The organism is Caballeronia sp. dw_19 (genome assembly GCF_018449515.1).
Taxonomy (GTDB): Bacteria; Pseudomonadota; Gammaproteobacteria; order Burkholderiales; family Burkholderiaceae; genus Caballeronia.
In genome coordinates, this window is sequence record NZ_JAAVUQ010000016.1 from 1 (window position 1) to 26,105 (window position 26,105).

The window sequence follows — 26,105 nt, forward strand, 5'->3', positions numbered from 1 at the left end:
ATGACGTGCCGCCACGCACAGTGGCTAATAGTGATAAAGAGAATATCCGAGTCACGCAGACCACCACGGCCGAAAGCAGCAACCCGGCACTGACCCCGACCGCTAGCCCGACAACCCCGCCCATCAACCCCAAAACCCCGTCCACCGGCGCGAGCGAAAAACTAACTATCGAGTTCCTGCTCGCGTCTCACCCGCGCTTCCTCTTCAAGCCTGATGTCTTCAATTTCCTGCATGACAGCTTCAAGATCCACCGGAGTGGTGTCGACTTCCACGTGACCCGTGAGCTTTGTATCAATAGTGAGCAGGCCCGCTTCGTATAGCGCCCACATTTCCTTACCGTAACTCGCCTTCAGCAATTCGGGCGCGAACTGCCCAAAGTAGGTCGCGAGGTTATCGACGTCACGTTGCAGCATGGCTGCCGCTTCGTTATTGCCGGCGGCATCCACGGCCTGTGGCAAGTCGATGATCACCGGACCGTCGGCAGCCAGCAGGATGTTGTATTCGGACAGATCGCCGTGAATCATGCCGGCGCACAACATGCGCACGACCTGACTCAGCAGCAGTTCGTGCAGCTCGAGCGCACGTGCGTGGCTCATGTCCACGTCATTCAGACGCGGCGCGACATCGCCCTGGGCATCTACCACCAGTTCCATCAGCAACACGCCATCCGTGCAGATGTAAGGTTGCGGCACACGCACGCCGGCATTGGCGAGGCGGAACAGTGCGTCGACTTCGGCGTTTTGCCATGCTTCTTCCTGCATCTGGCGGCCATAGCGCGTGCCTTTTTCCATCGCGCGCGCTTGCCGGCTGTTTTTCACCATGCGGCCTTCCCGGTAAGAAGCTGCCTGCCGGAAACTGCGCTGCTTCGCGTCTTTATAGACCTTCGCGCAACGCGTGGAGTCACCACTGCGCACGACATAAACGGTCGCTTCCTTGCCGCTCATCAACTGGCCGATCACTTCGTCGATCAAGCCTTCTTCCAGCAACGGCAGCAGCCTTTTGGGGGTTTTCATACGGCCACCGCATAGGGGAGGACTTCGCGGAAGCCGCAAAGAGGATGGCAGGCGGGGGGGCAGAAAATTGGAATCATGGCGGATTATAAAGGCAACGCGGATTTGCCCGGGCAGAAACGGTTGCGCGCGGGTTGCGCACGCTCGGGAGGGACCGGTTTTCGCCGGCTCATTCATCCCACCAACCCTGCGCTGAAAGCGCCCGCACGGCGTCTGCTCCAGCTTGCTCTTTGTCTTGCGGTTCCCTGGCCGATTGCGTTGGGCGATTGTGCCGGCCGATAGCGCGAATCAGCCGCGTTGGCTTTGCAAACAAAGCCAGTGCATGTCTCCCCAACCCCTTCACTCCTCACTCACATAGCGGGCACGCCATCGGACGCCCTGTTTGCAGCCGACGCACATTGCCAGCTTAGGAATTTAAACCGGATTTCCAAAAGCTTTTCCGTGCGAATTGTTTATTCCGTCGTGCGAGCCGATATCCCGGAGTGCACCCGGCCGATTCCGCCATCGCCGCCCCTTTGCCGCATTGCGAATCGGGGTTCAATACGCGTATCGAGGACGGATCGAAAAACGCTTCTATTTTGATACGCGGCTCTGAAAGGAAAGTTTAGTATTTGTCTAATCAATCCCTTAATACATTGCTATCCATATCAGCACAACCATTTAAAGCGCTTTTATTGGTCCTGTTTAATTAGACGATATTCGAAATTACCGATTAATAATCAGACGTTACAACGTGTTACGTCTTTTTTACTGTCTCAAAACGTTTCGTCTGTGTAACATTCATTCCGACAAGTAGGCAGAACATACGTTCTTTTTCAGTCGCGGCGTTTTGGCGGATTTTGCCAGCGACCCTGCCAGCCTTTCCTCCTGATTCAATCGTTACCGAGTTCCTCCAGGGCGCTTGGGGGAGAAGGTTTGCCCGGTTCAGGTCCATCGCTACGATCAGGCAGCCATTCAAATGAAAACACATCCTTTACTCAGTTATTCAATATATTCAGTTGTGCTAGCGTTGGCGGCATGCGGCGGTGGAGGGTCCAGCGATCCCGCCAGCTCCAGTTCCACCGCGGCGACAACCGGCTCTTCCAGCGGATCCGGCGGGACGGCCGCTGCCACGTCGGGAACGACGGCAGGTACGACAGCCGGTACGACGGCAAGCACTGCTGCCGGCACCACGGGTTCTTCGGGGGCGGCAAGCCCCGCTGCTGTCGTGTCACCTTCCGTGGTCGCGAGCGCCGCGCTGCGCATGACGTGCGCGTCGCCGGTTACCGTCACCGGTTCGTCCTCCAGCGGCGTCATTACAGCCGACACGCCGAGCACCGACGGCACGCGCATGTTTGCCGCGGGCAGCACGTTCCCGCTCGCGATTACCGCCAGCCCCTCGGCCGCCGACACACTCGGGTGGTCCGTCAATGACAGCCTCGGCAACACAGTAGCCAGCGGCAGTTTCCCCGCACCGGCCGGCTCCAGCACCACGACGCTCAGTTGCACGTCGACGCTGGCCGGTTACTTCGCGGTATCGGCGACGCTGGCCAAAGCGGGCGGCGCCGTCCAGACGGCTGGTACGCGCCCGACCGGGATTGCAACCTTTGGGGTGCTGCCCAATGTGACCGCGAGCGTGCCGACCCCGACCTATACACACCAGGAACAGCATCGATTCGGCATGCAAGGGTTCAACGGCTGGACCGCGATGCTCAATGCGCTGGGTATCACGTCGACCATCGATGACCGCGAACTGTCGGCCACGGAGCCGAACGGACCGAACACCTGGACTCCGAGCGCCACCACAACCGACACCGGTTATGCGTCAGGCCAGATCATGCGGCTCGTTCGGCTCGACGGGATTCCCGCGTGGGACAGCCCGACCGCCGCCTTCAACGCCAGCTCCTATCTGCCCACCGACCAGGCGGGGTACCAGACGTACATGAGCCAGGTCGGTACGGAAACTGAAGCGATGCGGCAGAAATACCTGCCCGCAATGGCAAAAAATTACTATCAGGTGACCTGGGAGCCGAACCAGTTCTGGCTGGATACGAACGCAAATTTCGTACAGCTATACAAACTGGTTTATACAGGCCTCCACGCGACTGATCCGAATGCCGTCGTGATGGGTCCCACCGACGCGTTTCCGGCGCTCACCACGCAGCGCCTGCAAACCATGGCGCCGCTGGGTCTGGCCCAGTATCTGGACGGTATCGCGACGCACGGTTATTACGATGCAGGCACGTCGCCGTCGCATCCGCCCGAGCGTCTTGCGACCGACCCGAGTCCCGCGAATGCCGCTAACGCGCTGATGAACGAGATGCGCGGCCTGCGCCAGGAAATGCAGAAGGACTACAAGCCGGGGATGAAGCTGTTCGTGACGGAAACGGGGATCAGCTACGACCTCGGTACGTCGTACGGTCCCAATTATCCGACCTCGAATGTTCTGTTCGCGCAGGGCGCGGTGGTGGCGCGCACGCACATCATCATGCTTGGCGAAGGCGCCGACCAGACCTACGTGTTCTACGGTGCGGATTATCCGGCCGAACCGGGTTACGGCACCTTCTTCGACCTGGCTGACCCGCAGGGCGCGTACGGTGCGACGAACATCAGTCCGAAGCCGGCAGCGCTGGCGATCGCGGCAATGACGCGTGTGCTTGACGGCACAACCACGCTCGGGCCGGTGAACGGCACACCGTCGGGTGTCTATGCCTATGGATTCCAGCAGCGCGGCACGGGCATTCCGATTACCGCACTGTGGACCCACAACAACGCGGTATGGAGCGCGAGCACCGGCTTCAGCCAGAGCTATAGCGTGAGCTACAACCTGAGCGTCGACGCGGCGGGAACGAGCGGTACGGTGCAGGTGCTGGACTGGATGGGCAACGCGTCGACGGTGGCTTACAGCAACGGCGTAGTCACGCTGAACCTGACTGAGATGCCGATGTACGTGGTGTCGAAGAACGCGAGCGTTGCGCAATCGAACTCGACGGTGCCGCTGGGGTATCTGGGTACCTGAAGGCTGCTTGTGTGCTGAATAAAAAAACGCTGCTGCGGGTTCACTCGCAGCAGCGTTTTTATTGATACCGCCGGTTTCAGCTTCCGAGTGCCGGGTCGGACATGCTGCTCTTGCCGGTTTCCACGTGTCCTGCAAGACGCCGCACGAAGCTGGTGTCCGAGGCGATGGTGACGCTCAGGTCGTACCAGCCATACGACCCGCGCAGGTCCAGATAAAGGCTTTCGGTGTCGCCGCCACGCACCTGGCGCGTGATGACCGTGCCGGGCGTATAGGCGTTCGCTACGCTGAACGTGCAGCTCGTCGTGCCCTGGTTCTTCAGGCGCAACTGCAGGTTGCCGTTGGCGACGTCGTAACCCTCGGCGACTTCCGGCAGCGCCTGCTTGTCATTCCACCAGCTTTGCTGGACCGCCGTGCCAGTGAAGCGGCGCAGGAACCCGTTCGGACCGTACACGATGAAGTCGTACGTATTGGTTGCGGTCAGCGGGAACTGATCCTGCAGGCGTTTCCCGGCTTCGACGGTATAGCAGCTCGGCGCGGTCTGACTGTTAGCCGTGTACAGGAGGAAGGTCGCGCCGGCATCGCCCGTGTTGATGAAGTCGAAGGTGACGCCTTTGCCCGTATTCGTCTGTGCGTGAACAAAGAACTCGTAGGGCAACGCGCGGGTGGGGCGCACGCCGGGCTCCTGTTTCGGGACGGCCTGAACCGCGGGCGGCACCGGCACATAGTCAGGATGCCGAATCTGTTGCGTGGGGGCGTAGCCGCTCGTGTCCGGCAAGGCCGGCAATGCGGCGTTCGGGTTCTTGAAATTGAACGCGGATGTCAGGTCGCCGCAGATCGCCCTGCGCCACGGCGTGATGTTCGATTCGGTAACGTTTGCGCGCGAACCAAAACGCGTTTCGATAAATTGAATCACCGAGGTATGGTCGAACAGTTCCGAGCACACGTAACCGCCTTTCGACCAGGGCGAGACCACCAGCATCGGCACCCGTGATCCAAGGCCGTAGGGACCCGCCTGATAGCTGCTGCTGCCCGGGAAGATCTCGTTGACGGTGCTGACCGTGGATTTGCCGTTAGCGGGGGAGGAGGGTGGGAACGGCGGCACGACGTGGTCGAAGAAACCGTCGTTTTCGTCGTAGTTGATCAGCAGCACCGTCTTGCTCCACACCGCCGGATTCGACGTCAGGATCTGCAGCACCTGGTCGACGTACCACGCGCCATAGTTGGCCGGCCAGTTCGGATGCTCGGAGAACGCTTCGGGCACGACGATCCATGAAACCTGCGGCAGCGCGTTGTTCTGCACGTCGCGCTTGAGGATGTCGAAATAACCGTCGCCGGCTGCCGCGTTCGTGCCGGTGCGCGCCTTGTTATACAGCGGACTGCCGGGCTGCGCGTTGCGATACTGATTCAGGTAGAGCAGCGAGTTGTCGCCATAGTTGCCAATGTACGCGTCGCTGGTCCAGCCCCACGAGCCGTTTGCATCGAGCCCGATGCCGATGTCCTGATAGATCTTCCACGAGATGTTCGCGCTTTCGAGCACTTCCGGATACGACGACCAGCTATAACCGAGTTCGGCATTGTCGATCACCGGGCCGCCGCCCTTGCCGTCGTTGCCCACCCAGCCGGTCCACATGTAATAGCGGTTCGGGTCCGTCGATGAGTTGATCGAGCAGTGGTACGCGTCGCAAATGGTGAAGGCGTCGGCGAGCTGATAGTGGAACGGAATGTCCTGGCGGGTCAGATACGCCATCGTGGTCGTACCTTTGTATGGCACCCACTGATCGTAACGTCCCTGGTCGTAAGCGCCTTTTCCCGAGGTCCAGTCGTGCGGCAGATCCTGGATGAACTGGTTGCCGAGGTCGGGCGCGCTGGGGCGGAACGGCAGCACTTCGCCGAGTCCCGCAGCAATAGGCTGGTTGAAGACCGGCTGGCCGTTGGGAAGCAGCACGGCGCGGGTATCGCCAAAACCGCGCACGCCCTGGAGCGTGCCGAAGTAATGGTCGAAGGAGCGATTTTCCTGCATCAGCACGACGATATGCTCGACGTCCTGGATGCTGCCGTGCTGGTTATTGGCGGGTATGGCGAGTGCATTGCGGATGCCAGCCGGCACGATACCTAGTGCGGTGGCGGAACCGGCTGCCTGTGCGGCAGCCCTGAGAAAGTCACGTCGGCTTTTTAAGTTCATGGGTCTCTGTCGGTCGTGGTGGGGGAGGCTTGATCGGGCCCGCCGGCCGCTTTCGTGTCGCCTTGTGTTACTCGGCCTCGTGAATAACCGGGGGCAACAAGGGATCGGAAGCGGCGGCGGGCGGGGCGGCTTGGGTAAGACTGGGTGTCTCTGTTGCCGGCTGGGTTTGCTGCAGAGCCCAGCGTTGTATGTCTGATGATCCGGTCAAGGCGGACGCATCGGCTTGCTGAAGGGAAGAAGACGAAGAAGCGGGTGATGAAGACGGGGAAGCTGAGGATTGCTGCGGCGTGGATGCTGCGGGTTGATCGTGCTCACCGCATGCGGCGAGCATCGTGCACGCAAGCACAGCGCCGCACAGCCAGTCGAGACCAAGTAATCTGCTGAGCACAAGCGTCCTCTGGACGGTTTGCGTGACGGCGCCATGCGCATGCGGATGACGTCGGGAAAGGACACGCCAGAGGATAGAAATTACACGTGTAGGATTTATTAAATAATCGAAATAACATCCATATCGTAATTAAAACGTAATTAAAATGTTTGAATAAAGTAGGGAGTGTTAATCAATAGGGAGAGAGTAAGTCGCGTGGCTAACAGGATTTGCCGGTCGTTGCGACAGTGCCCAAGGTTTGTCCATGCCGCCGTTATGGAAAGGCAGATGGTTATGAAAAATTCGTTAAAGCTTACGATTTACATGCCGTAAAGAAGTGGGCAGAGGCAGCCAATCGACTGTCACTGGCTGTTATCCGAAGTCCCGCAACGGCGGCTCCTGTGTGCTCGACGAGGAACGCCGGCCGGACCATAACAACATTGTTGCGGTCCGGTCGCACCAGATTCAGTTGATCCAAAAACGCATCTGGTCGACCGGACGACACAGGAGGACACAATGTTTACCGATACGGCGCAGCGGGTCTTGCAATTAAGCGACTACGCGGTGCGCCTCGCGGCCGCACGTGACCAGAGTTACGCGCTCGCACGTGAAGTCGAGAAGTCGCAAGCCACGCTGAACGGGATGGCCCAGGATCCCGCAAGCGATGCCGCCCTTTGCCGTTATGCGGCTGACGCCCTTGAATCCTTGTGCGAGAACCTGGTGCGGCTGTGCGCGCTGACCGACCAGGCGTCGGCGAATGCCGAAGCGCTTGCGGCCTTGCCGCTGAAATTTTTCTCCGATAACGAAGGCGCCGCCGCGGACCTCGAAGCGGCGGTCCTGTCGCTGGCCGAGGCAACGTCGACCGCTGATACCCAGCTTGCCGAGCTTGCGCAAGTCGTGGCGGAAGCGTGCGGCGCCGTCAATGAAATGCGGCGGCCCGCGCAAATCGGGTAAACCCCGGTCCAGGAATTTTGACACGGTAATATGCGGGTATACGCGAGGCGGCAACATGCTTCGCGTGCGTCGCATGCATTGCGTTGGTCTGGCGATCCCGGTCCAACGTTTTGCCTGACGCACCAAACAGGAGGGTTCGCCGCGAGGTGGACTCGTCGTATCGGAACCGGCCACGAGCCGCTACCGACACTTGTCCCGGGTATTACACATGTCCATTGCAGCATCCCTATGCTCCCTTGCGCGAGGTTTCCATCGCGCGCGTAACCACCGGGCCACCACCCGTGGCGCCGTCTCCCCTTCCTCTCGTCTGCTCACCCGCCTGCTCGGCGCCGATCCTGGACTTCTGCGTTTTCACACCGCGCTTCGCAGCGTGATTGCCTGCGTGCTGACGGGCGTAATGACGATCGGCTGGACGGTTCATACGCATCGGCCGCCGACGCTCGCCGCTTTTGCGCTGCTGTTCGCGATGGTCGTGCCGCTGTTTCTCCGCGATGCCACGCCGCGTGCCTGGTTCGGGTCACTTGCTGTTATCTATGGTGCGGGATCCGCGAGCCTGATCGTGGCAAGCACGCTGGCGGCCTGGCCGCTCGTGGCAGATGCCGCATTCCTTGCCGTGCTGTTCGCGGCGATGCTGGTTCAGGCATGCGGTCCGCGTGCGCTTGGCGGCGCGATGACAGCGGTTGTTTCGTTCTACCTAGGGTTGTATCTACATCCGACGCTCGCGCACGTGTTTGCGATGCTCGGGTTGTCGACCATCGCGTTTGCTTGCGTGGCGTTCACCGGTCGGGTGCTGGTGCCGACCCGGCCCGAGGCCACGCTGCGCCGCGCGCTGAGCGCGGTGATGCAGCGTGCCACGGCCGTGCTCGCCGATCGTCGCGCTGATGCGCCGGGCGCGATACGTCATTTGTCGCTGTTAAACGAAGCGGCGCTCGCGGTTGAAGAGCAGCTTGGCTTGTTCGACCTCCCGGGCGTGCAGCGACTGCGGGCGTGCCTGATCGATGTCGAGGTTGCGGCGGGCCAGCATGCTGTGGATGCCAGCCGGCTTGATCGAAGCGATGTTCGTTTGCGGATTGCCCTTCGGCGGTTATCGCGTGCAGGCCGTGACGCGGTGGCGTCTACTGCGCGCGCGGCGAAGACAGGCGTGAAGCGGCCGGTTGGCGCTGCGCTCGTTTGGCGCGATGCGCTTTCCTGGCTGCCCGCCTGCCGCGCGACGACGGCTGCGCTGATCGCCATGCTGATCGGTCATTCGGTGTCGCCGGAGCGATGGTTCTGGGCCGTCATTACGACCTTCGTGGTGTTTCTCGGGACGCGTTCGCGCGGCGACACGATCCGCAAGACCGGTGAGCGCGTGCTTGGCACGCTTGCGGGCGTGGCTGTCAGTGCAGCGCTCGTGGGCGCGCTTCATGGCGCGCCATGGCTGCTGGTTGCCGCGATGGCTGCGTGCGTGTTCGGCTGGGCGTACTTCATCCTGACCTTGTATGGGCAGGGTGTGTTTTTCATCACCGTGCTGGTTGGGCTGATCTATGGCGAGTTGGGCTTTGCCATTGGACCGCTGATTGAGATGCGCGTGGAGGAAGTGTTCGTTGGCTGCATTGTGTCGATAGCCGTAGCGGTATCGATGATGCCGCTGCGCACGTCGCATCACGTCGATGTCAAGGTGACCGGTGTGCTTGATGCCCTCGACGAGGTCTTGCGTGTTTGCGCTACGCGTGTTGATGGGCTTGAGCTCCATCCGCTGACGGCCATGCGCGCGCTCGACCGGCGCTGGCATGAGTTGAGGGTCGCGTTGCGGCCGTTGCAAACGCAGCGGGTGTTTGCGTGGAACACGCAGATGGAGCTTGCGGTCGGGCCGTTGTTTGCGTGCGTTCAGGCGGCGCGCGAACTGGCGCGGGAGAGGGCGCGAGGGGGGGCGGTTGCACCAACCGATGAGGCCCGTGCGCGCCTCGCCGGAGCGATGGTGTTGTTTGCGGCGCGGTCCGGGCGGTGGGGTATGCAGGACTCGGAAGCGGCAATTGCACGGGGGGTTGTTGCTGCGCGTTAGCGGTCGGTCGGGGTCTATGCCGGGTTGGTGCTTTCGGCGTTAGCGGTCTGCGAGAGTCGGATTTTCTCTTTATCACTGTTAGCCACTGTGCGTGGCGGCACGTCATTTCTTTGTCCAAAGCGACAAAGAAACGAAGCAAAGAAAACGCTTTCAAACCACGCTACCCTAAGTGTCCACAGCGTGCAGTTTTCATTCATGGGTGCCCCAAAAGCACGGTGCTCGCCAGAGCGACGGATGTTTGAACCCCTCCTTCTCCGAACACGGATACCCACACGCTTCGCCACCAGTGATTGAACCTGCCCAAGGGACACCCCGCGCTATCCGCGGACGACCAACCATCAATTTGTACTCTCGTCGAACCACGCCGCCAACCCACGACGTTTCAAAATCCAAAGGCGCTTAAGGCAGTAACCAACGAAAATAATCGTATGGGGCAGGTAGCCAATTCACTAAAACTCGAAGCGGTAATTCACGTCAAGCTGCTACGGATCAGGCTGCGATCCACGAATACGACCACGTAGACCAGGCAGCCAACCAAAATACCGCGACCGTAAATACGTGTTAGGCCATTTGGAGTCCTTGGCAATCGTGCTTGCCCGAGAGCGTACGGGGCGAAGCGTGTTCGTGTCAGGATTCGCGAGAAGGAGGGTTTCAAACATACTTCGCTCTGGCGAGCACCGTGCTTTTGGGGCACCTATGAATGAAAACTGCACGCTGTGGACACTTAGGGTAGCGTGGTTTAAAAGCGCTTTCTTTGCTTCGTTTCTTTGTCGCTTTGGACAAAGAAATGACGTGCCGCCACGCACAGTGGCTAATAGTGATAAAGAGAAAATCCGACTCTCGCAGACCACCACGGCCGAAAGCACCAACCCGGCACTGACCCCGACCGCTAACCCCAAAACCTCGAACCCCACCCGCTAAGTCCGACCAATGCTCCAGAAACCCCAACCCCGTCCACCGGCGCGAGCAAAACCCTAAGAACTGATAGAGCTAAGCCTAGAAGCGACCCCTTGATGTCCTTAGCGTTATCGTTCGGTTTGAACCCGCTCATGGCGCTGCTAGATTGATGTCGATCCGACACACAAAAGGGTAAGCATGTCAGCCATTCCGGAAAATACAGCGACGCGTCCTGCATCAATCCATCCAGGCGGATCTTCAGACGGATCCTCAGAGAAAGCACCCGCACATATCATCCGTGACGATGCCGAAGCCATTGCGCGCGCCCACGAAGTGGCCGTTCGCCTGGCCGAACATGCCAGCGACCGCGATCGCGAGCGACGCTTACCCCATGAGGAAATCGACTGGTTTTCGCAAGCCGGCTTATGGGCGATCACCGTTCCCAAAGAGTACGGTGGCGCCGGCGTGTCCTATGTGACACTGACCGAAGTCATCAAGATCATCGCCGCCGCCGATCCGTCGCTGGCACAGTTGCCCCAGAACCATCTGGGCCTCGTCGACGTCATCGCGCTAACAGGAACCCACGAGCAGAAGCAATTCTTCTTCGGCGAGATATTGAAGGGCAAGCGTTTCGGCAACGGCTTTTCGGAGAAGGGAACAAAGCACGTCCTCGACCTGAAGACACGCGTCACGGCCGAGGGTGACGAGTATGTCGTCCAGGGCACGAAGTTCTATTCAACCGGTGCGCTGTTCGCGCACTACGTGCCGGTCCTCGGTCTCGACGACGAACGCCGTGGCTGGCTCGCCTACATTCCAGCAGGTACGGCGGGCTTGCAGGTTATCGACGACTGGTCGGGCTTCGGCCAACGCACCACAGCAAGCGGCACGGTTATCGCGGACCAAGTGCGGGTTGCAGCATCCCACGTGTTTCCGGCATTTCGCGTATCAGACCAGCCGACGCTCAATGGCCCGATTTCCCAGATCATCCAGGCGGCTATCGATGCGGGTATCGGACGGGCCGCTGTCGACGACACGCTGAAATTTGTACGCGAGCGTTCCCGTCCGTGGATCGATAGCGGCGTGGAGCGCGCAAGCGACGATCCGCTTGTGGTCCGTGAGGTGGGTCATCTTCACATTCAGTTGCACGCGGCCGAGGCGTTGCTTGAGCGTGCGGCGCGTACGCTGGACGCCATTGCAACACAAGCGCATGCGCCAGACGAAGACGATATCGCCCGTGCATCGGTGGCGGTCGGCGAAGCAAAGGTATTGACCACCGAGATCGCATTGCTCGCCAGCGAAAAGCTGTTCGAACTGGCGGGAACGCAGTCGACGCTTGCTGCGCACAACCTCGACCGCCACTGGCGCAATGCACGCACGCATACGCTGCATGACCCCGTGCGCTGGAAATATCACCTTGTGGGCAACTACTACTTGAATGGCGTCAAGCCGGCGCGCCACCCGTGGAACTGAAACCGGTTTGTCCATAAAACAGCGCCATAAAACAGCGCGGCCCTCGCGTAATCGGCCAAGCCGTGCGGCGGCGCCTTGCCGCTGCGCGTTTTCAGCTTAGCGTTGTCCCCACGCTCTCACTCCACGGAAACGGAAACCATCCTTCATGCTTAAACCTATCGGCCGTTTGTTCGCCGCCGCATTGCTTGCTGGCAGCATAACCGCCTATGCAGCAGGTGGCTTACCCAATGCTCCCGCGCCTTTCAATAAAGGCGGCGTCAGGATCGCGTTGGTCAACTATCTTTCGACCGGCGATTTCTTTCAGGCGTATGAGGCGGGTGCGCAAAAGCAGGCCAAGGCGCTTGGCATCGACCTGCGCATTTACGAGGGCCGTCAGGACGCTGCCCAGCAACGTGACCAGATTCAACAGGCGATCAACCTGGGCGTTTCCGCCATCATCGTGAATCATGGTTTGCCGGAGTCCTTGAAGGACGTGGTGCAGGTGGCGCTCGATAAAGGCATCAAGGTGGTGGCATTTGACGTTGACCTCGGCAATCCTAAGGTTCCGCAGATCGAGCAGAGTGACCACGATCTCGCGACATTGTTGCTCGATCAGGCAGTGAAAGATAACGGCGATGCGTTTGCCGCCGCGTATGTCTATGTGCCGGGTTTTGCTCCGCTTGACCGGCGCGACGCGGTCTGGAAGGCGTTCAAGACCGCGCATCCGAAGGTCCGGGAGGAGGCGCGCTTCGGCACAGTGGATAATCCGATCGCACAGTCCGTTGCCAACCAGGCTGCGGCGGCTTATCGGGCGCATCCAGATGTGCGGGTGGTGTTCGCGCCCTATGACGAGTTCGCTCGCGGCGCAAAGCTGGCGGCCGACGAGGCGGGCATTGCCTCGAAGGTCCGGATTTATAGCGCCGATATATCGACGGCTGATATAGAGGCGATCCGGGCGCCCGGGAGTCCATGGGTCGCCACTGCCGCGACTAATCCGGCCGTAGTGGGAGAAGTTTCGGTGCGAGCGGCGGCGCTGCTGGTAGCGGGCCAGGACCCGGGGCACAGGATTGAAATAAAACCCGCATTGATCACGCGCGACGACCTCGTCAAGAATGATATCCGCACGATTGCGGATCTTGAGTCCCGGTTTGTGGATTTCAGGCGGGCAGATGTGGCCAAGGCGGGCTGGATTCCCGAGATTCGTGATTAAAGGACGGTTGATTCGCTATCCTGATGATCTATATCATCTATTCCTCGACGCGGATTTAATTCGTGACCCACGCAATGAAGTTCGGTGAGGATGTCGATCTGTGTGGGTTTGTCTACGGTAAAGAGCGCGGGTTTTCTTGAGCCACGGTTCGAGCACGGTCAGCAGCGCCAAGCTGCTCGATGAGGGCGTCGGGCTTTTTCCGCGATCAGCTCCTGGAACTGGGCAACCCGCTGGCTATCCTTGCGCCAACATAAAAATCCCGCGCAGGCGAGTCGCCTGCGCGGGATTTTGTTCAAACGAACTGCGGTGACTACCACCCGGCCTAATTAAAGCACCGGCCACCCGTGATCGCGGCTAGACGGTTCGCCCGCGACTAAAGAGCCGCAGGATGAGCAGCAGGATCACGGCGCCAATCAACGCAGTGATCAGCGACCCTATGATGCCGCCGCCCAGATGCAGGCCGAGCACGCCGCCCAGCCAGCCGCCAATGAACGCGCCGACAATGCCGACGATGATGTCCACAATAATTCCGAAGCCGCCTCCATCAACGATCCGGCCAGCGAGTGCGCCGGCAATTGCGCCAATGATCAGCCAGAAGATGATTCCGTGCGAAACAGGTTCCATAGCTTTCTCCGTCAGGTGAAATCCGCGTAGCGGGCTACCGGCATGGTGATAACGATACTTCGGGGAGGTGTCATTGCTGCGGTTTCCATGTTCCCCTTGAATCAATGGACATCTCGGCTGATGCAAACCGCATGCCTGCAAGAACGATGCGGCAAGAACGACCGATTCACCAGCTTGGCGCTTAACGTCGGCAGGCGTCATCGGGCTAAACCCGTACCCGAATAGTTCCTCTACGGGTTTGTGATCCACTTTTGCTATCGGACCATCGAATAGTCGGATTGTTTTGCTATGAGCACGCCCCTATAGTTCAGTCATCAGCGGCTTTAAGCAGGCGCCGAAACACGGTGCCGAAACAAACAATCATCCTAAAGACAAAAGGAGACACGATGAACCAGATCGATCTGGCCGGACGGACCGTGGTGATTACCGGTGGCGCACGCGGTATTGGCTATGCAGTGGCGCAACGCGCGCTCGCTTCGGGCGCTGAAGTCGCACTATGGGACATCGACGCGGAACGCCTTGAGCGAGCCCGCGGTGAGCTCGCGAAGGCCGGTAAGGTCAGCGTCGCCGTGGTCGAACTGACGGAAGAGGCATCGGTTGAACAAGCCACGCAGCAGACGCTGGAAGCGCATCGAAAGATTGATGTGCTGATCAACTGCGCGGGCATCACCGGCGGCAATGGCACGACCTGGGAGCTGGCGCCGGACGTATGGCGCCGTGTGATCGATGTGAACCTGATCGGCCCGTATCTCACCTGCCGCGCCGTCGTGCCGCACATGCTGAAGGAAGGCTACGGCCGGATCGTGAATATTGCGTCGGTGGCAGGCAAGGAAGGCAATCCGAATGCGTCGCACTATAGCGCCTCGAAGGCTGGCCTGATAGGGCTCACGAAGTCGCTCGGCAAGGAGCTCGCCACGCGCGGCATCCTGGTGAACGCGGTGACGCCGGCGGCTGCGAAAACCGAGATCTTCGATTCCATGTCGCAGCAGCATATCGACTACATGTTGTCGAAGATTCCGATGAATCGTTTCCTCCTGCCGGAAGAAGCGGCCTCCCTGATTCTGTGGCTCAGCTCGGAAGACTGCGCTTTCAGCACGGCGTCGGTGTTCGATCTGTCCGGTGGTCGCGCGACGTACTGAAGCCGCTCCCGGGTGCCCCTACAAGCGCGCCCGCTATATAAAAATATCTGGAGACACGCATGAGCGATACCGCTACCGCGGAGGACGCTGTCGTCGCGCGCGTGATGCGTCGGCTGCTGCCGTTCCTGCTGCTGATGTACATGCTGGCGTTTCTCGACCGGGCAAATATCGGCTTCGTGCAAAAAGCGCTGCAGCACGATACGGGTCTGTCGAATGCGGCTTTTGCCTTCGGAGCGGGCGTGTTTTTCGTCGGCTACGCGCTGTTTGAAGTGCCGAGCAATCTGCTGCTGCATCGTGTGGGGGCAAAGCTCTGGATGTGCCGGATCATGGTGACATGGGGGCTTGTTTCCGCAGCGATGGCGTTCGCGCATACGGCCACCATGTTCTATGTCCTGCGCTTCGCGCTGGGTGTGGCTGAGGCAGGTTTCTTCCCAGGCATTGTGTATTACCTCACGCGCTGGTTTCCTCAATCGGCGCGCGCGAGGGCGCTAGGCGTGTTCTATTTCGGCGCGCCGCTCGCCTTCATCTTTGGCAGCCCATTGTCCGGCGCGTTGCTCGATCTGCATGGAGCACTCGGTTTTGCAGGCTGGCAGTGGCTCTTCCTGGTGGAAGGTGTTCTTGCATCCATCGTCGGCATAGGGGCATTCTGGTATCTCGACAACGATCCATCCAAGGCCCGCTGGTTAAATACCACCCAACGTGAGCTGCTGCTCTCGCGACTCTCCCACGATGCACAGGCAGCGTCAGCGCACGGACCTCGCGGTGTGCTTGCCGCATTGATTGATCCGCGGGTGCTGATCCTGTCGGCGGTGTATTTCCTGATTCAGATGTCCGTGTATGGCGTGATCTTTTATCTGCCGCAACAAGTGGCCGCATTGCTTGGCGCGAACGTGGGTGCGAAGGTCGGTTTCGTCACGGCCATCCCGTGGCTATGTGCGGTGCTTGTTACGTGGGTGGTGCCGCGGTATGCGGATCGCCATGGTCAGCATCGATGGCTCGCCGTGCTGATGCTGGTCATGGCCGGTGCGGGTATCGCGATATCGGGACTCGCAGGTCAACCTGTGATCTCGCTGATAGCGTTATGTTTCGCGGCGAGCGGCCTGATCGCAGCACAACCGCTGTTCTGGACCTTTCCCACGCATTACCTGACCGGCGCCGCTGCGGCCGGTGCCATCGCGCTGATCAATTCGCTTGGCGGCCTCGGCGGTTTCGTCGCGCCGATGGTGCGCACGGCGGCGGAACGCGCGTATGTGTCGACGAGTGCCGGCCTCGTGTTGCTCGGATTCGTCGCCGTGCTTGCAGCGTTGGCAATCATCGTGTTCGTGCGGCCTGCACATGCGCCCGCGTATCCCCGCGTATCCGTATGACAAGCCTCACGACAAGCGTGCCAAAGCGTCCTGAATATTAGAACCTTAACGGAGTCCGATCATGTCCATGCCTACCATCCGCCACGTTCGCGCGTTCACCGTTCGCGGCGGCGGCGCCGATTATCACGACCAGGGCGCCGATCACTGGATCGACGACCATATCTCCACGCCCATGGCGCGTTACCCCGAGTATCGGCAAAGCCGCCAGTCGTTTGGCATCAATGTACTCGGCTCGCTGGTTGTCGAAATTGAAGCGAGCGACGGCACGGTCGGCTTCGCGGTCACCACCGGCGGTGAGATCGGGGCGTTTATCGTGGAGAAACATCTGGCGCGGTTTCTTGAAGGGCAACGGGTAACCGACATCGAAAAAATGTGGGACCAGATGTATTTCGCCACGCTCTATTACGGGCGCAAAGGCATTGTGCTGAATGCTATTTCGGGTGTCGATCTTGCCTTGTGGGATCTGCTCGCGAAGGTTCGCAAGGAGCCGGTGTTTCATCTTTTAGGCGGACCTGTACGCGACGAACTGCAGTTCTATGCAACCGGCGCACGTCCTGACCTGGCGAAGGAAATGGGTTTTATCGGCGGCAAGATGCCGTTGCAGCACGGACCCGCGGAAGGCGAGGAAGGGCTCGCGAAGAACATCGCAAAGCTAGCCGATATGCGCGCGAAAGTAGGCGACGACTTCTGGCTGATGTTCGATTGCTGGATGAGCCTCGACCTGAACTACGCAACGCGCCTCGCACACGCGGCGAAGGAATACGGCCTGAAGTGGCTTGAAGAAGCGTTGCCGCCCGACGACTATTGGGGTTACGCCGAACTGCGGCGCTCGGTACCGCGCGGCATGATGGTGACGACCGGCGAACACGAGGCCACGCGCTGGGGTTTTCGCATGCTGTTTGAAATGGGCTGTGCCGATCTGGTTCAGCCGGATGTGGGTTGGTGCGGCGGCATCACGGAACTGATCAAGATCTCCGCACTCGCTGATGCCCATAACGTGCTGGTCGTGCCGCATGGTTCATCGGTTTATAGCTATCACTTCGTGGTGACGCGGCACAATTCGCCGTTCGCGGAGTTCCTGATGATGGCGCCGAAAGCCGATGAAGTCGTGCCCATGTTCAATCCGTTGCTGCTGGATGAACCCGTGCCCGTGAATGGCCGGATGAAGGTGCCGGAGACGCCGGGTTTTGGCGTGCGGCTCAATCCGGAATGCACCCTGGTGCGTCCTTATACACACTGAAACATTGAAACGCTGAGGTTTAACCGTGCTGCTCGACAACAAAGTGGTGATTGTCACGGGCGGATCGCGAGGCATTGGCCGCGCGATCGCCGTGGCGTGCGCGAACGAAGGCGCGGACGTCGTACTGAACTACTGGGGCGATAACGACCGCTCGTATGGACGATTGTCGGCCGTGCAAGAGGTGATCGTCGAGATAGAGGCGCTTGGTCGGCGAGTGATCGCAGTCGAAGGAAACGTGGCGCAACGCGAGACGGGACTGGAGCTTGTGAAACAGGCAGTCGACGCGTTCGGTCATGTCGACGTTCTCGCCAGCAACGCCGGCATCTGTCCATTTCACTCGTTCCTCGACATGCCGGCGTCGGTGTACGAGGCGACCATCGGCGTCAATCTGAACGGCGCGTTCTATGTGACGCAGGCCGTTGCCAACCAGATGAAACTGCAAGGTACCGGCGGCGCGATCGTCGCGACGAGTTCGATCAGCGCGCTCGTTGGCGGGGGCATGCAGACGCATTACACGCCGACCAAGGCGGGCGTTCATTCGTTGATGCAATCATGCGCGATTGCGCTCGGGCCTTACGGCATCCGCTGCAATTCGGTGATGCCCGGTACGATCGCAACGGACCTGAATGCGGAAGATCTCGCCGATACCGAGAAGCGCGCGTACTTCGAAAAGCGTATTCCGTTGGGACGCCTGGGCGAACCCGACGACGTCGCGCAGTGCGTGACGTTTCTCGCATCGGATCGCGCGCGTTACGTTACGGGGGCATCACTTCTGGTGGATGGCGGCCTGTTCGTCAACCTTCAGTGAACGAGCCGGCCGAGTATTTGCGTAGCAACGCGATGCAGTATTCAGCGGGTTCGCTGAGCGTTTCATGTTTGCGCCGCAACAAGCCGAAGCCCGCGAGGCTTTTGCCGATCTCGACGGGCAGTTCGATCAGCAAATGCGCCCGCAGGTAATCGCGTACGACGGACTCCGGCAGCATGGCGACGGCGTCGCTGTTCTGCAGAAGCTGAAGCGTAGCGAAAATCGACGCGCACTCGACCACGTTGGAGGGCGAAGCAAGTCCGGCCCGCGCAAGCTCTTCTTCGAACAACGCGCGCGCCGGGCTGGTGATCGGTTGCAGGATCCAGGGCCAGGAGATCAGCGCGTCGAGCGAGAGCGTGGTTTCATGGGCGAGCGGATGCGCGGCGCGCACAACCAGCCGCATGGCCTCGCGCGAGAGCGGTTCGAAGTCGAAGTCGTTATGCTGGAGCGGCGTGGTGAGACGGCCGAGCGCGAGATCCACTTCGCGGCGGTGCAGCAATTGCACCACCTGGTCGCTGGTCTCGCCAAGAATACGAACGTTGAGCAGCGGCCGTTCGCTTTTCAGTTCGGCGATGGCCATGGCGAGCACGTCGGGCGCCGCGCCCATGATCGCGCCGACGGTCAGCTGACCATGACCACCGCGCCGCTTGCTTTCGAGGTCGGCGGCGAAGCGCGTAAGGTCGGCAAGCGACCGCCGTGCATAGGCGAGCGTGGCGACACCGAGCGGCGTGGGCTGCATGCCGCGCGCGTTGCGTTCGAACAGAAGGAAGCCGAACGCTTCTTCTATGTCGCTCAGCATGCGGCTGGCGCTCGGCTGGGCGACATTGATCGTCTCGGCGGCCTGATGCAGGTTGCGAGCGTCATCGAGGGCAACAAGCAGCGCGAGATGCTTGAATTTCAGGCGGTTGACGAGGGCAATCTGGGAGACGTTCTGGGTCATCGGGCGTCCTCGTGTGTTCATTAAGCGATTCGGTTTTGCGATCGGCTGATCCTGACTTCGGATTGTCATGTTATCGGTCGGCGAATTATAGTCGTAACGCAAAAGCCGGGATTCAACTGGTTTCAACACCATAAAAGGCAAGCCGCAATGGAGACGATTGCGTTCAGGATGACCCTCAAACCGGGCCGGCGCGATGAATACGAGCGGCGTCATCGCGACATATGGCCCGAGCTGGCCGAGGCGTTAAGTCACGCCGGAGTCCGCGATTACTGGATTTTCCTCGACGAACCCACCGGGCACCTGTTCGCCACGCTCAAGCGTGAGCGCGGCCACACCATGGACGCCTTGCCCGATCTGCCCATCATGCGCAAATGGTGGGACAGCATGGCCGACCTGATGGAAACAAACCCTGACCGCTCGCCGGTGCAAGCCGCGCTCGTGCCGGTCTTCCATCTACCCTGACGCTTTTGCTTCAGCCTTTGCGGCACGAGGACATATCCATGCAGGTTGTCGATCCGCACATTCACCTTTGGGATCTGAAGACGCATCACTATCCATGGTTGGCGAACCCGGGCAAGTCGTTCGTCGGCGATGCGCGCGATCTGAAGCATGACTATCTGATCGGCGATTTGCTGCGGGACGCCGGGCCGGTCCAGGTGCTGAAACTCGTGCATGTGGATGCCAATCACGATCCCGCCGATCCGGTCGAAGAAACACGCTGGCTGCAACACGTCGCCGATAACGAGGGCCACGGGTTACCAAACGCGATCGTGGCGGGCGCGGATCTGTCGGCGGACAACGCTCAGGAAGTGCTCGAAGGGCACGCTGCATTTGCCAATACGCGTGGTATTCGGCAGATACTCAACGTTCATGCGAATCCACTTTATGACTACGTGGGCCGGCACTACATGCGTGAACCGCAATGGCGCAAGAACTTCGCCTTGCTGAAGAAATATTCGATGTCATTCGATCTGCAGCTCTACCCATCGCAGATGAAAGAAGCGGCTGAACTTGCACAGGAGCATCCCGATACGCAGTTCATCGTGAATCATGCCGGCATGTTTGTGGATCGTTCGTCGGTGGAGGGGTTTCGTGCATGGCGTGACGGACTGCGTGCGCTCGCTGCATGTCCGAATGTAGCGGTGAAGATCAGCGGGCTCGCCATGTTCGATCATCAATGGAGCGTCGAAAGTTTCCGCCCGTATGTGCTGGAGACGATCGACACCTTCGGTTGCGAGCGCGCGATGTTCGCGTCGAATTTTCCGGTCGACCGTTTGTTCGCCACGTATGAAGGGTTGTGGAACGCGTATGCGTCGATCATAAAAGACCTGAGCGATATAGAAAAAGACGCGCTTTTCAAAAGCAACGCAGAACGTATTTATCGCATCTGAAGGAGACAGTATGGGCAATAACAATCCGCCTCGGCTTGAGCTAAGGCACGCGAGCAAGTCGTTTGGCCGCGTGCGTGCGCTCGGTGACGGCAGCCTCGCGATGTGGCCGGGTGAAGTGCATGCGTTGCTCGGCGAGAACGGCGCAGGCAAGTCGACCCTCGTCAAGCTGCTTGCGGGTGTTTACCAGCCGGACTCGGGCGAATTGCTGGTCGACGGGCAAGCGCGTACGTTCGCGAATCCCGCTGAAGCGCGCGACGCGGGTCTCGCTGTGATCTATCAGGAACCTACGTTGTTCGCGGATCTGTCCATCGCGGAGAACATCTACATGGGACGTCAGCCGCGCGACCGGATCGGCCGGATTCGCTATGACGAAATGAATCGCGAAGTGGACGCGCTGTTGCAATCGCTTGGCGTCAATCTGCGTGCGGAACGCCTGGTGCGCGGTCTGTCCATCGCCGATCAGCAAGTAGTCGAGATCGCCAAAGCGCTTTCCCTGAACGCGAATGTGCTGATCATGGACGAGCCGACAGCGGCGTTGTCGTTGACTGAAGTGGAGCGCTTGTTCTCAATCGTGCGCGCATTGCGTGAACGCGACGCCGCCATTCTTTTCATCACGCACCGGCTGGATGAAGTATTCGCGCTGACGCAGCGCCTGACGATCATGCGCGACGGCCTGAAGGTCTTCGACGCCATGACCGCCGACATGACCATTGATTCGATCGTCAGCAAGATGGTGGGGCGCGATCTGGATACCTTCTATCCGAAAGCCGATGTCGCGCCCGGCGAGGTCCGTCTGTCCGTTCGTAACCTGACGCGCGACGGCGTGTTCAAGAACATCTCGTTCGAGGTTCGCGCAGGCGAGATCGTGGCGCTGGCGGGGCTGGTTGGCGCAGGCCGCAGCGAAGTGGCGCGGGCGATCTTCGGCATCGACCCGGTGGATGCGGGCGAGGTTCATATCGCGGGCAAACTCTTGCAACTCGGCCGGCCGCAAGCGGCAGTCCGCGCGGGGCTCGCGCTGGTGCCGGAGGACCGCCGTGCGCAAGGTCTTGCGCTGGAACTGAGCATTGCGCGCAACGCTTCGTTGACGGTGCTGGGACGCCTTGTCAAACACGGGCTGATCTCGTCACGCAGTGAAAATGCGCTCGCGGCCGACTGGGGTAAACGCCTGCGGCTCAAAGCGGGCGATCTGGACGCGCCGGTAGGCACGCTGTCGGGCGGCAACCAGCAGAAGGTCGTGCTCGGAAAGTGGCTGGCTACAGGGCCTAAAGTGCTGATCATCGACGAACCGACTCGCGGTATCGATGTCGGCGCAAAGGCGGAGGTGTATAGAACGCTCGCCGAACTGGTGCGCGAAGGCATGGCAGTCCTGATGATTTCAAGCGAGCTGCCCGAAGTGCTCGGCATGGCCGACCGCATTCTTGTCATGCACGAAGGGCGTATCAGCGCCGACATCGCCCGCGCCGATGCAAACGAAGAGCGCGTGATGAGCGCCGCGCTCGGCGCATCGTCGTCCATGTTGGGGAAGGCGGCATGATGACACGACATTCCCCCGCCATGCCCGCCGTGCACGCGCCCAAAACCAAACGCCGCAATCTGCTGGCGGACCTCGTTCGCAGCCGCGAGGCGACCTTGTTTGTCGTGCTCATTGCGCTGATCGCCGCTACCGCTGCGGTGAAACCCGAGTTCCTGAACCTGCAGAATCTGCGCGACGTACTGCTCAATGTATCGATTATCGGCTTGCTCACCGCGGGCATGACCGTCGTGATGCTGATGCGGCATATCGATCTGTCGGTAGCGTCCGTTGTCGGTGTCAGCGCGTATTCGGTCGGCAGTCTCTTCGTGACGTTCCCGCATATGCCGATCGCGGTCGCGATGCTCGCGGGGATAACCATTGGCCTTGCGATTGGCGCGGTGAACGGCACGCTGATCACGTTCGGGCGCGTGCCTTCGCTGGTGGCGACCTTGTCGACGTTGTACATAGTGCGCGGCGCCGATTACGCCTGGGTCCACGGCGGCCAGATCAACGCGACCAGCCTTCCGGATGCGTTCTCGCGCATTGCGACGGGTTCGCTGCTCGGTTTGCCGAACCTCGTGCTGATAGCGGTGGTCGTGCTGTTCGCGATGGGCGTCTATCTCAAGCAATATCGCGGTGGACGCGAGCATTATGCGATCGGGTCGAACCCGGAAGCCGCACGGCTTGCGGGTATTCGCGTAGAGCGCCGCGTGATGATCGGCTTCCTGTTGTCCGGCGCAATTGCGGGCCTTGCTGGTGTGCTTTGGCTGGCGCGTTTCGGCACGGTCGAAGCGAGCACGGCGAAGGGTATCGAATTGCAGGTGGTGGCCGCAGCCGTGGTGGGCAGCGTGGCGATCACGGGTGGCGTGGGCACGATCCTCGGCGCGACGCTCGGTGCGCTTGTGCTTGGCGTGATCAACATTGCGCTGGTGGTGTTGCGCGTATCGCCGTTCTGGCAGCAGGCCATTCAAGGAGCGCTGATTGTCGCGGCGATCACGCTCGACACATTGCTGGCGCGCTCGGTCGCGCGCCGCATGATGAGGAAACGCGATCATGGCTAAACCCGATTCCGCATTGACGATGACCCGGCGCCGGCATCTCTCGTGGGAAACCATGCTGGTGGTCGTGCTCGTGCTGGGACTGATCCTCGGGCGCGTGTTGTCGCCCATGTTCCTCTCGAGCGCCAACCTCTCGAACATGCTCGCCGACTTCACCGAGATCGCACTGATCGCCTTGCCGATGACATTGATCATTGTCGCGGCTGAAATCGATTTGTCGGTGGCGTCCGTGCTCGGTGCATCGAGTGCGCTGATGGGCGTGCTGTGGCACATGGGCCTGCCCATGCCGCTCGTGATCGCCATTGTATTGGTCGCGGGAACGCTTGCCGGCCTGTTCAACGGGCTGGTGATCGTGCGCTTCAATCTTCCCTCGCTGGCCGTGACCATCGGCACCCTGGCGTTGTTTCGCGGCCTGGCGTATGTGTTGCTCGGCGATCAGGCCGTCGCGGATTTTCCCGCGTCCTATACAGCGTTCGGGATGGATACCGTGGCGGCGTTCCTGCCCATGCCGTTTGTCCTTGTCATCATTGGCGCTGTCGTTTTCACTGTGCTGCTGCAAGCTACGCCGTTCGGACGCAGCCTCTATGCGATCGGCGCGAATCCTGTTGCCGCGCAGTTTTCCGGCATCGACGTGGCACGGACGAAGCTCAAGCTTTTCATGCTGTCCGGCGCGATGAGCGCGCTCGCGGGCGTGGTCTACACGTTGCGCTTCACCAGCGCTCGCGGTGACAACGGCGAGGGATTCGAACTGTCGGTGATCGCGGCCGTGCTGTTCGGCGGCGTGAGTATTTTCGGTGGACGTGGGTCCATGATCGGCGTACTTCTGTCGTTGCTGATCATTGGCGTGTTGCGCAATGCGTTGACGCTCTCGGATGTATCGAGCGAGACGCTGACCATTGTGACCGGTGGTTTGTTGTTGTCGTCGGTGCTGATTCCGAATCTTGTTGCACGTTGGCGTGTCATGCGCGAAAAGCGCTTGATGACGCAGACGCTTATCTGAAGCTTGGCTTTTTAAAACCAGCGTGAAGACTCCGGCCATTCACTGAACCGGAGCAGCGCGCGACATCAGGAGACACAAGCATGTTCAAACCCTTCCAGTCCATCCGCGGTCCGGCGTTATGCGCCGCGCTGATCGCGGTGTCCGCGGCGGCGTTGATTCCGATCAGCGCGAACGCCGCGGACTTGAAAAAAGACCTGAAAATAGCGTTCCTGCCCAAGCAGATCAACAACCCGTACGAAGTGATTGCTGACGACGGCGGTCTGGCGGCGATCAAGGAGATGGGCGGCCAGGGCAAGGTTGTCGGGCCATCGGATGCGGGTGCATCGTCGCAAGTTCAGTACATCAACACGCTGATCACGCAGCGCCAGGATGCGATCGTGATTGCCGCGAACGATGCCAACGCGGTCGTTCCGTACCTGAAGAAAGCGATGGCGCAAGGCGTGAAGGTCGTCACGTTCGACTCGGATACCGCGCCCGATGGCCGCCAGATCTTCGTCAATCAGGCGAACTCGGAAGGGATCGGACGGGGGCAGGTGCAGTTGATGTCGAAGCTGATAGGAGGCGAGGGTGAGTTCGCGATCCTCTCGGCTACGCCGAACGCCACGAACCAGAACACCTGGATCAAGTGGATGGAGGAGGAGCTGAAGAAGCCGGAATATTCGAAGATGAAGCTGGTGAAGATTGCCTACGGTAACGACGACGACCAGAAGTCGTTCGTCGAAACGCAGGGCTTGTTGCAGGCGTATCCGAACCTGAAGGGCATCATTTCCCCAACGACCGTGGGCATTGCAGCGGCGGCGCGTTATATCTCGACGTCGCCGGCCAAGGGCAAGGTCATGGTCACCGGACTCGGCACGCCGAACCAGATGCGCGCGTTCATCAAGAACGGCACGGTGAAGGCGTTCCAGTTGTGGGACCCGGGTCAACTCGGCTACCTCGCGGCGTACGCGGCGGCTAATCTTGCTTCAGGCACGATCACGGGCAAGGAAGGCGACAGCTTCGACGCAGGCAAGCTGGGCAAGCGCACGGTGGGCAAGAGTGGCGAAGTCGTGCTTGGACCGCCGACCACGTTTGATTCTTCGAATATCGACAACTTCAATTTCTAGAGCGAAGTCTGCCGAAGAACGAAAGTATGGGTGGGAAGAAAGGCGTAGTTAAAGACGGGTACCCAATCGTGGATTGGGTACCCGTCTGCGGTTTACGCCGGCAGGATTGAATCTGCGAAGGCTGCAATTCATATAGCGCTTTACGCCAACGACTTCAGTACGTCCGGGTTCCAGTTGTTCAGTTGATCGATACGGCCTTCGCGAACCTTGTTGGCCCAGTCGGCATCGACCAGCATGCCGCGTCCGACCGCAACGAGGTCAAAATCACCGCGGTCCATCAGTTGCAGCAAATGGTCAAGCGAAGCCACGTTGCTACCTTCGCCCATGAGCGTGTCAATGTGCTCGCCTGTCATACCGACGGAGCCAACCGTGATAGTCGGCTTGTCCGAGAGCTTCTTCGTCCAGGCAGTCAGGTTCTGGTCCGACTCGAACTCGGTGTCCCAGAAGCGGCGCGTCGAGCAATGAAAAACGTCTACGCCTGCATCGACCATGATGCGGGCGAATTCTTCGAGTTCCGCCGGCGTGTTGAAGTTCTTCGCTTGGAAGTCCTGAACCTTCCACTGTGAGATACGCAGCGAGACAGCGAAGTCCGGACCCGTCATGCGACGGATTTCCGCGATAGCCTCGGCCGCGAGGCGTGCGCGGTTGCCGAGCGAGCCACCATAGCGGTCATCACGTTTGTTTGTGCCTGGCCAGAAGAACTGGTCCAGCAGATAACCGTGCGCCGCGTGCAGTTCGACTCCGTGAAACCCTGCCATCGTCGCGTTGAAGCGTATTTTTAAAAGTAATCCTAAGTGTTTTACCGCGATAGGAG

21 protein-coding genes are annotated in these 26,105 nt (G+C 60.2%); 15 read left to right on the forward strand and 6 right to left on the reverse strand.

Going from position 1 to position 26,105, the window contains the following annotated elements; all coding sequences use genetic code 11:
- Positions 1-161: 161 nt before the first annotated feature.
- The gene (locus tag HB376_RS21120) at positions 162-1,013 is read right to left on the reverse strand and encodes a PA4780 family RIO1-like protein kinase (protein WP_213765622.1); all 852 of its coding nucleotides are present in this window, start codon (positions 1,011-1,013) and stop codon (positions 162-164) included.
- Positions 1,014-1,991: 978 nt separating this feature from the next.
- Positions 1,992-2,360: a hypothetical protein gene (locus HB376_RS41130; protein WP_255631481.1), complete on the reverse strand. Its 369-nt coding sequence runs from the start codon at positions 2,358-2,360 to the stop codon at positions 1,992-1,994.
- On the opposite strand from HB376_RS41130, the gene HB376_RS21125 reads away from it, so the two are divergent.
- Positions 2,341-4,008: a hypothetical protein gene (locus HB376_RS21125; RefSeq protein WP_255631482.1), complete on the forward strand. Its 1,668-nt coding sequence runs from the start codon at positions 2,341-2,343 to the stop codon at positions 4,006-4,008. The two genes, HB376_RS41130 and HB376_RS21125, sit on opposite strands and share 20 nt — an antisense overlap.
- 76 nt (positions 4,009-4,084) lie before the next feature.
- Here HB376_RS21125 and HB376_RS21130 read toward each other — a convergent pair whose 3' ends face one another.
- Positions 4,085-6,190: a phospholipase C, phosphocholine-specific gene (locus tag HB376_RS21130; RefSeq protein ID WP_213765624.1), complete on the reverse strand. Its 2,106-nt coding sequence runs from the start codon at positions 6,188-6,190 to the stop codon at positions 4,085-4,087.
- A gap of 883 nt (positions 6,191-7,073) precedes the next feature.
- Here HB376_RS21130 and HB376_RS21135 point away from each other — a divergent pair.
- From HB376_RS21135 to HB376_RS21150, 4 genes are all read left to right on the forward strand, one after another.
- On the forward strand, positions 7,074-7,511 hold the full coding sequence (locus HB376_RS21135) for a hypothetical protein (protein ID WP_213765625.1): 438 nt from the start codon (positions 7,074-7,076) through the stop codon (positions 7,509-7,511).
- A 208-nt stretch (positions 7,512-7,719) separates the two neighbouring features.
- Positions 7,720-9,552 carry an FUSC family protein gene (locus HB376_RS21140; protein ID WP_213765626.1) on the forward strand — a complete coding sequence of 611 codons (1,833 nt, stop codon included), beginning with the start codon at positions 7,720-7,722 and terminating at the stop codon, positions 9,550-9,552.
- A 1,095-nt stretch (positions 9,553-10,647) separates the two neighbouring features.
- Positions 10,648-11,919, forward strand: coding sequence for an SfnB family sulfur acquisition oxidoreductase (locus tag HB376_RS21145; protein WP_213765627.1), 1,272 nt, complete (start codon positions 10,648-10,650; stop codon positions 11,917-11,919).
- 145 nt (positions 11,920-12,064) lie between these two features.
- Positions 12,065-13,108 carry a substrate-binding domain-containing protein gene (locus HB376_RS21150; RefSeq protein WP_213765628.1) on the forward strand — a complete coding sequence of 348 codons (1,044 nt, stop codon included), beginning with the start codon at positions 12,065-12,067 and terminating at the stop codon, positions 13,106-13,108.
- Positions 13,109-13,462: 354 nt separating this feature from the next.
- On the opposite strand, the gene HB376_RS21155 is transcribed toward HB376_RS21150, so the two are convergent.
- Positions 13,463-13,732 (reverse strand): GlsB/YeaQ/YmgE family stress response membrane protein, encoded by a 270-nt coding sequence (locus HB376_RS21155; protein WP_213765758.1) that lies wholly within the window; start codon positions 13,730-13,732, stop codon positions 13,463-13,465.
- Positions 13,733-14,118: 386 nt separating this feature from the next.
- Here HB376_RS21155 and HB376_RS21160 point away from each other — a divergent pair, with 386 nt between their 5' ends.
- The 4 genes from HB376_RS21160 (at position 14,119) to HB376_RS21175 (ending at position 18,286) form a co-directional block, all read left to right on the forward strand.
- Positions 14,119-14,871, forward strand: coding sequence for an SDR family NAD(P)-dependent oxidoreductase (locus tag HB376_RS21160; RefSeq protein ID WP_213765629.1), 753 nt, complete (start codon positions 14,119-14,121; stop codon positions 14,869-14,871).
- Positions 14,872-14,930: 59 nt separating this feature from the next.
- Positions 14,931-16,238 (forward strand): MFS transporter, encoded by a 1,308-nt coding sequence (locus HB376_RS21165; protein WP_213765630.1) that lies wholly within the window; start codon positions 14,931-14,933, stop codon positions 16,236-16,238.
- 61 nt (positions 16,239-16,299) lie between these two features.
- The gene (gene rhmD, locus HB376_RS21170) at positions 16,300-17,478 is read left to right on the forward strand and encodes an L-rhamnonate dehydratase (RefSeq protein ID WP_165103356.1); all 1,179 of its coding nucleotides are present in this window, start codon (positions 16,300-16,302) and stop codon (positions 17,476-17,478) included.
- A gap of 25 nt (positions 17,479-17,503) precedes the next feature.
- Positions 17,504-18,286: a glucose 1-dehydrogenase gene (locus tag HB376_RS21175; RefSeq protein ID WP_213765631.1), complete on the forward strand. Its 783-nt coding sequence runs from the start codon at positions 17,504-17,506 to the stop codon at positions 18,284-18,286.
- Here the strand turns inward: HB376_RS21175 and HB376_RS21180 are convergent.
- Complete coding sequence (locus HB376_RS21180; protein ID WP_213765632.1) at positions 18,273-19,223, reverse strand: LysR family transcriptional regulator; 951 nt, start codon at positions 19,221-19,223, stop codon at positions 18,273-18,275. The genes HB376_RS21175 and HB376_RS21180 overlap by 14 nt on opposite strands.
- Positions 19,224-19,370: 147 nt before the next feature.
- Between HB376_RS21180 and rhaM the strand changes: the two genes are divergently transcribed.
- The 6 genes from rhaM (at position 19,371) to rhaS (ending at position 25,291) form a co-directional block, all read left to right on the forward strand.
- Positions 19,371-19,685, forward strand: a complete 315-nt coding sequence (gene rhaM / locus HB376_RS21185; RefSeq protein ID WP_213765633.1) for an L-rhamnose mutarotase — start codon at positions 19,371-19,373, stop codon at positions 19,683-19,685.
- Positions 19,686-19,723: 38 nt separating this feature from the next.
- On the forward strand, positions 19,724-20,614 hold the full coding sequence (locus HB376_RS21190) for an amidohydrolase family protein (RefSeq protein ID WP_213765634.1): 891 nt from the start codon (positions 19,724-19,726) through the stop codon (positions 20,612-20,614).
- Between the two features lie 10 nt (positions 20,615-20,624).
- Positions 20,625-22,148, forward strand: a complete 1,524-nt coding sequence (locus HB376_RS21195; RefSeq protein ID WP_213765635.1) for a sugar ABC transporter ATP-binding protein — start codon at positions 20,625-20,627, stop codon at positions 22,146-22,148.
- Complete coding sequence (locus HB376_RS21200; RefSeq protein ID WP_213765759.1) at positions 22,148-23,188, forward strand: ABC transporter permease; 1,041 nt, start codon at positions 22,148-22,150, stop codon at positions 23,186-23,188. Before HB376_RS21195 ends, HB376_RS21200 begins: the two co-directional genes overlap by 1 nt.
- Positions 23,181-24,185 carry an ABC transporter permease gene (locus HB376_RS21205; protein WP_213765636.1) on the forward strand — a complete coding sequence of 335 codons (1,005 nt, stop codon included), beginning with the start codon at positions 23,181-23,183 and terminating at the stop codon, positions 24,183-24,185. Before HB376_RS21200 ends, HB376_RS21205 begins: the two co-directional genes overlap by 8 nt.
- 80 nt (positions 24,186-24,265) lie before the next feature.
- Positions 24,266-25,291, forward strand: coding sequence for a rhamnose ABC transporter substrate-binding protein (gene rhaS, locus HB376_RS21210; protein WP_213765637.1), 1,026 nt, complete (start codon positions 24,266-24,268; stop codon positions 25,289-25,291).
- Positions 25,292-25,431: 140 nt separating this feature from the next.
- On the opposite strand, the gene HB376_RS21215 is transcribed toward rhaS, so the two are convergent.
- On the reverse strand, positions 25,432-26,049 hold the full coding sequence (locus tag HB376_RS21215) for a hypothetical protein (RefSeq protein WP_213765638.1): 618 nt from the start codon (positions 26,047-26,049) through the stop codon (positions 25,432-25,434).
- Positions 26,050-26,105: the final 56 nt, after the last annotated feature.

What these genes read in the sequence shown, in the direction of transcription:
- HB376_RS21120 (WP_213765622.1), bottom strand. Translation starts at nt 1,013, where the DNA reads ATGAAAACCCCCAAAAGGCTGCTGCCGTTGCTGGAAGAAGGCTTGATC.
- HB376_RS21125 (WP_255631482.1), top strand. Translation starts at nt 2,341, where the DNA reads ATGTTTGCCGCGGGCAGCACGTTCCCGCTCGCGATTACCGCCAGCCCC.
- HB376_RS21130 (WP_213765624.1), bottom strand. Translation starts at nt 6,190, where the DNA reads ATGAACTTAAAAAGCCGACGTGACTTTCTCAGGGCTGCCGCACAGGCA.
- HB376_RS21135 (WP_213765625.1), top strand. Translation starts at nt 7,074, where the DNA reads ATGTTTACCGATACGGCGCAGCGGGTCTTGCAATTAAGCGACTACGCG.
- HB376_RS21140 (WP_213765626.1), top strand. Translation starts at nt 7,720, where the DNA reads ATGTCCATTGCAGCATCCCTATGCTCCCTTGCGCGAGGTTTCCATCGC.
- HB376_RS21145 (WP_213765627.1), top strand. Translation starts at nt 10,648, where the DNA reads ATGTCAGCCATTCCGGAAAATACAGCGACGCGTCCTGCATCAATCCAT.
- HB376_RS21150 (WP_213765628.1), top strand. Translation starts at nt 12,065, where the DNA reads ATGCTTAAACCTATCGGCCGTTTGTTCGCCGCCGCATTGCTTGCTGGC.
- HB376_RS21155 (WP_213765758.1), bottom strand. Translation starts at nt 13,732, where the DNA reads ATGGAACCTGTTTCGCACGGAATCATCTTCTGGCTGATCATTGGCGCA.
- HB376_RS21160 (WP_213765629.1), top strand. Translation starts at nt 14,119, where the DNA reads ATGAACCAGATCGATCTGGCCGGACGGACCGTGGTGATTACCGGTGGC.
- HB376_RS21165 (WP_213765630.1), top strand. Translation starts at nt 14,931, where the DNA reads ATGAGCGATACCGCTACCGCGGAGGACGCTGTCGTCGCGCGCGTGATG.
- rhmD (WP_165103356.1), top strand. Translation starts at nt 16,300, where the DNA reads ATGTCCATGCCTACCATCCGCCACGTTCGCGCGTTCACCGTTCGCGGC.
- HB376_RS21180 (WP_213765632.1), bottom strand. Translation starts at nt 19,223, where the DNA reads ATGACCCAGAACGTCTCCCAGATTGCCCTCGTCAACCGCCTGAAATTC.
- rhaM (WP_213765633.1), top strand. Translation starts at nt 19,371, where the DNA reads ATGGAGACGATTGCGTTCAGGATGACCCTCAAACCGGGCCGGCGCGAT.
- HB376_RS21190 (WP_213765634.1), top strand. Translation starts at nt 19,724, where the DNA reads ATGCAGGTTGTCGATCCGCACATTCACCTTTGGGATCTGAAGACGCAT.
- HB376_RS21195 (WP_213765635.1), top strand. Translation starts at nt 20,625, where the DNA reads ATGGGCAATAACAATCCGCCTCGGCTTGAGCTAAGGCACGCGAGCAAG.
- HB376_RS21200 (WP_213765759.1), top strand. Translation starts at nt 22,148, where the DNA reads ATGACACGACATTCCCCCGCCATGCCCGCCGTGCACGCGCCCAAAACC.
- HB376_RS21205 (WP_213765636.1), top strand. Translation starts at nt 23,181, where the DNA reads ATGGCTAAACCCGATTCCGCATTGACGATGACCCGGCGCCGGCATCTC.
- rhaS (WP_213765637.1), top strand. Translation starts at nt 24,266, where the DNA reads ATGTTCAAACCCTTCCAGTCCATCCGCGGTCCGGCGTTATGCGCCGCG.
- HB376_RS21215 (WP_213765638.1), bottom strand. Translation starts at nt 26,049, where the DNA reads ATGGCAGGGTTTCACGGAGTCGAACTGCACGCGGCGCACGGTTATCTG.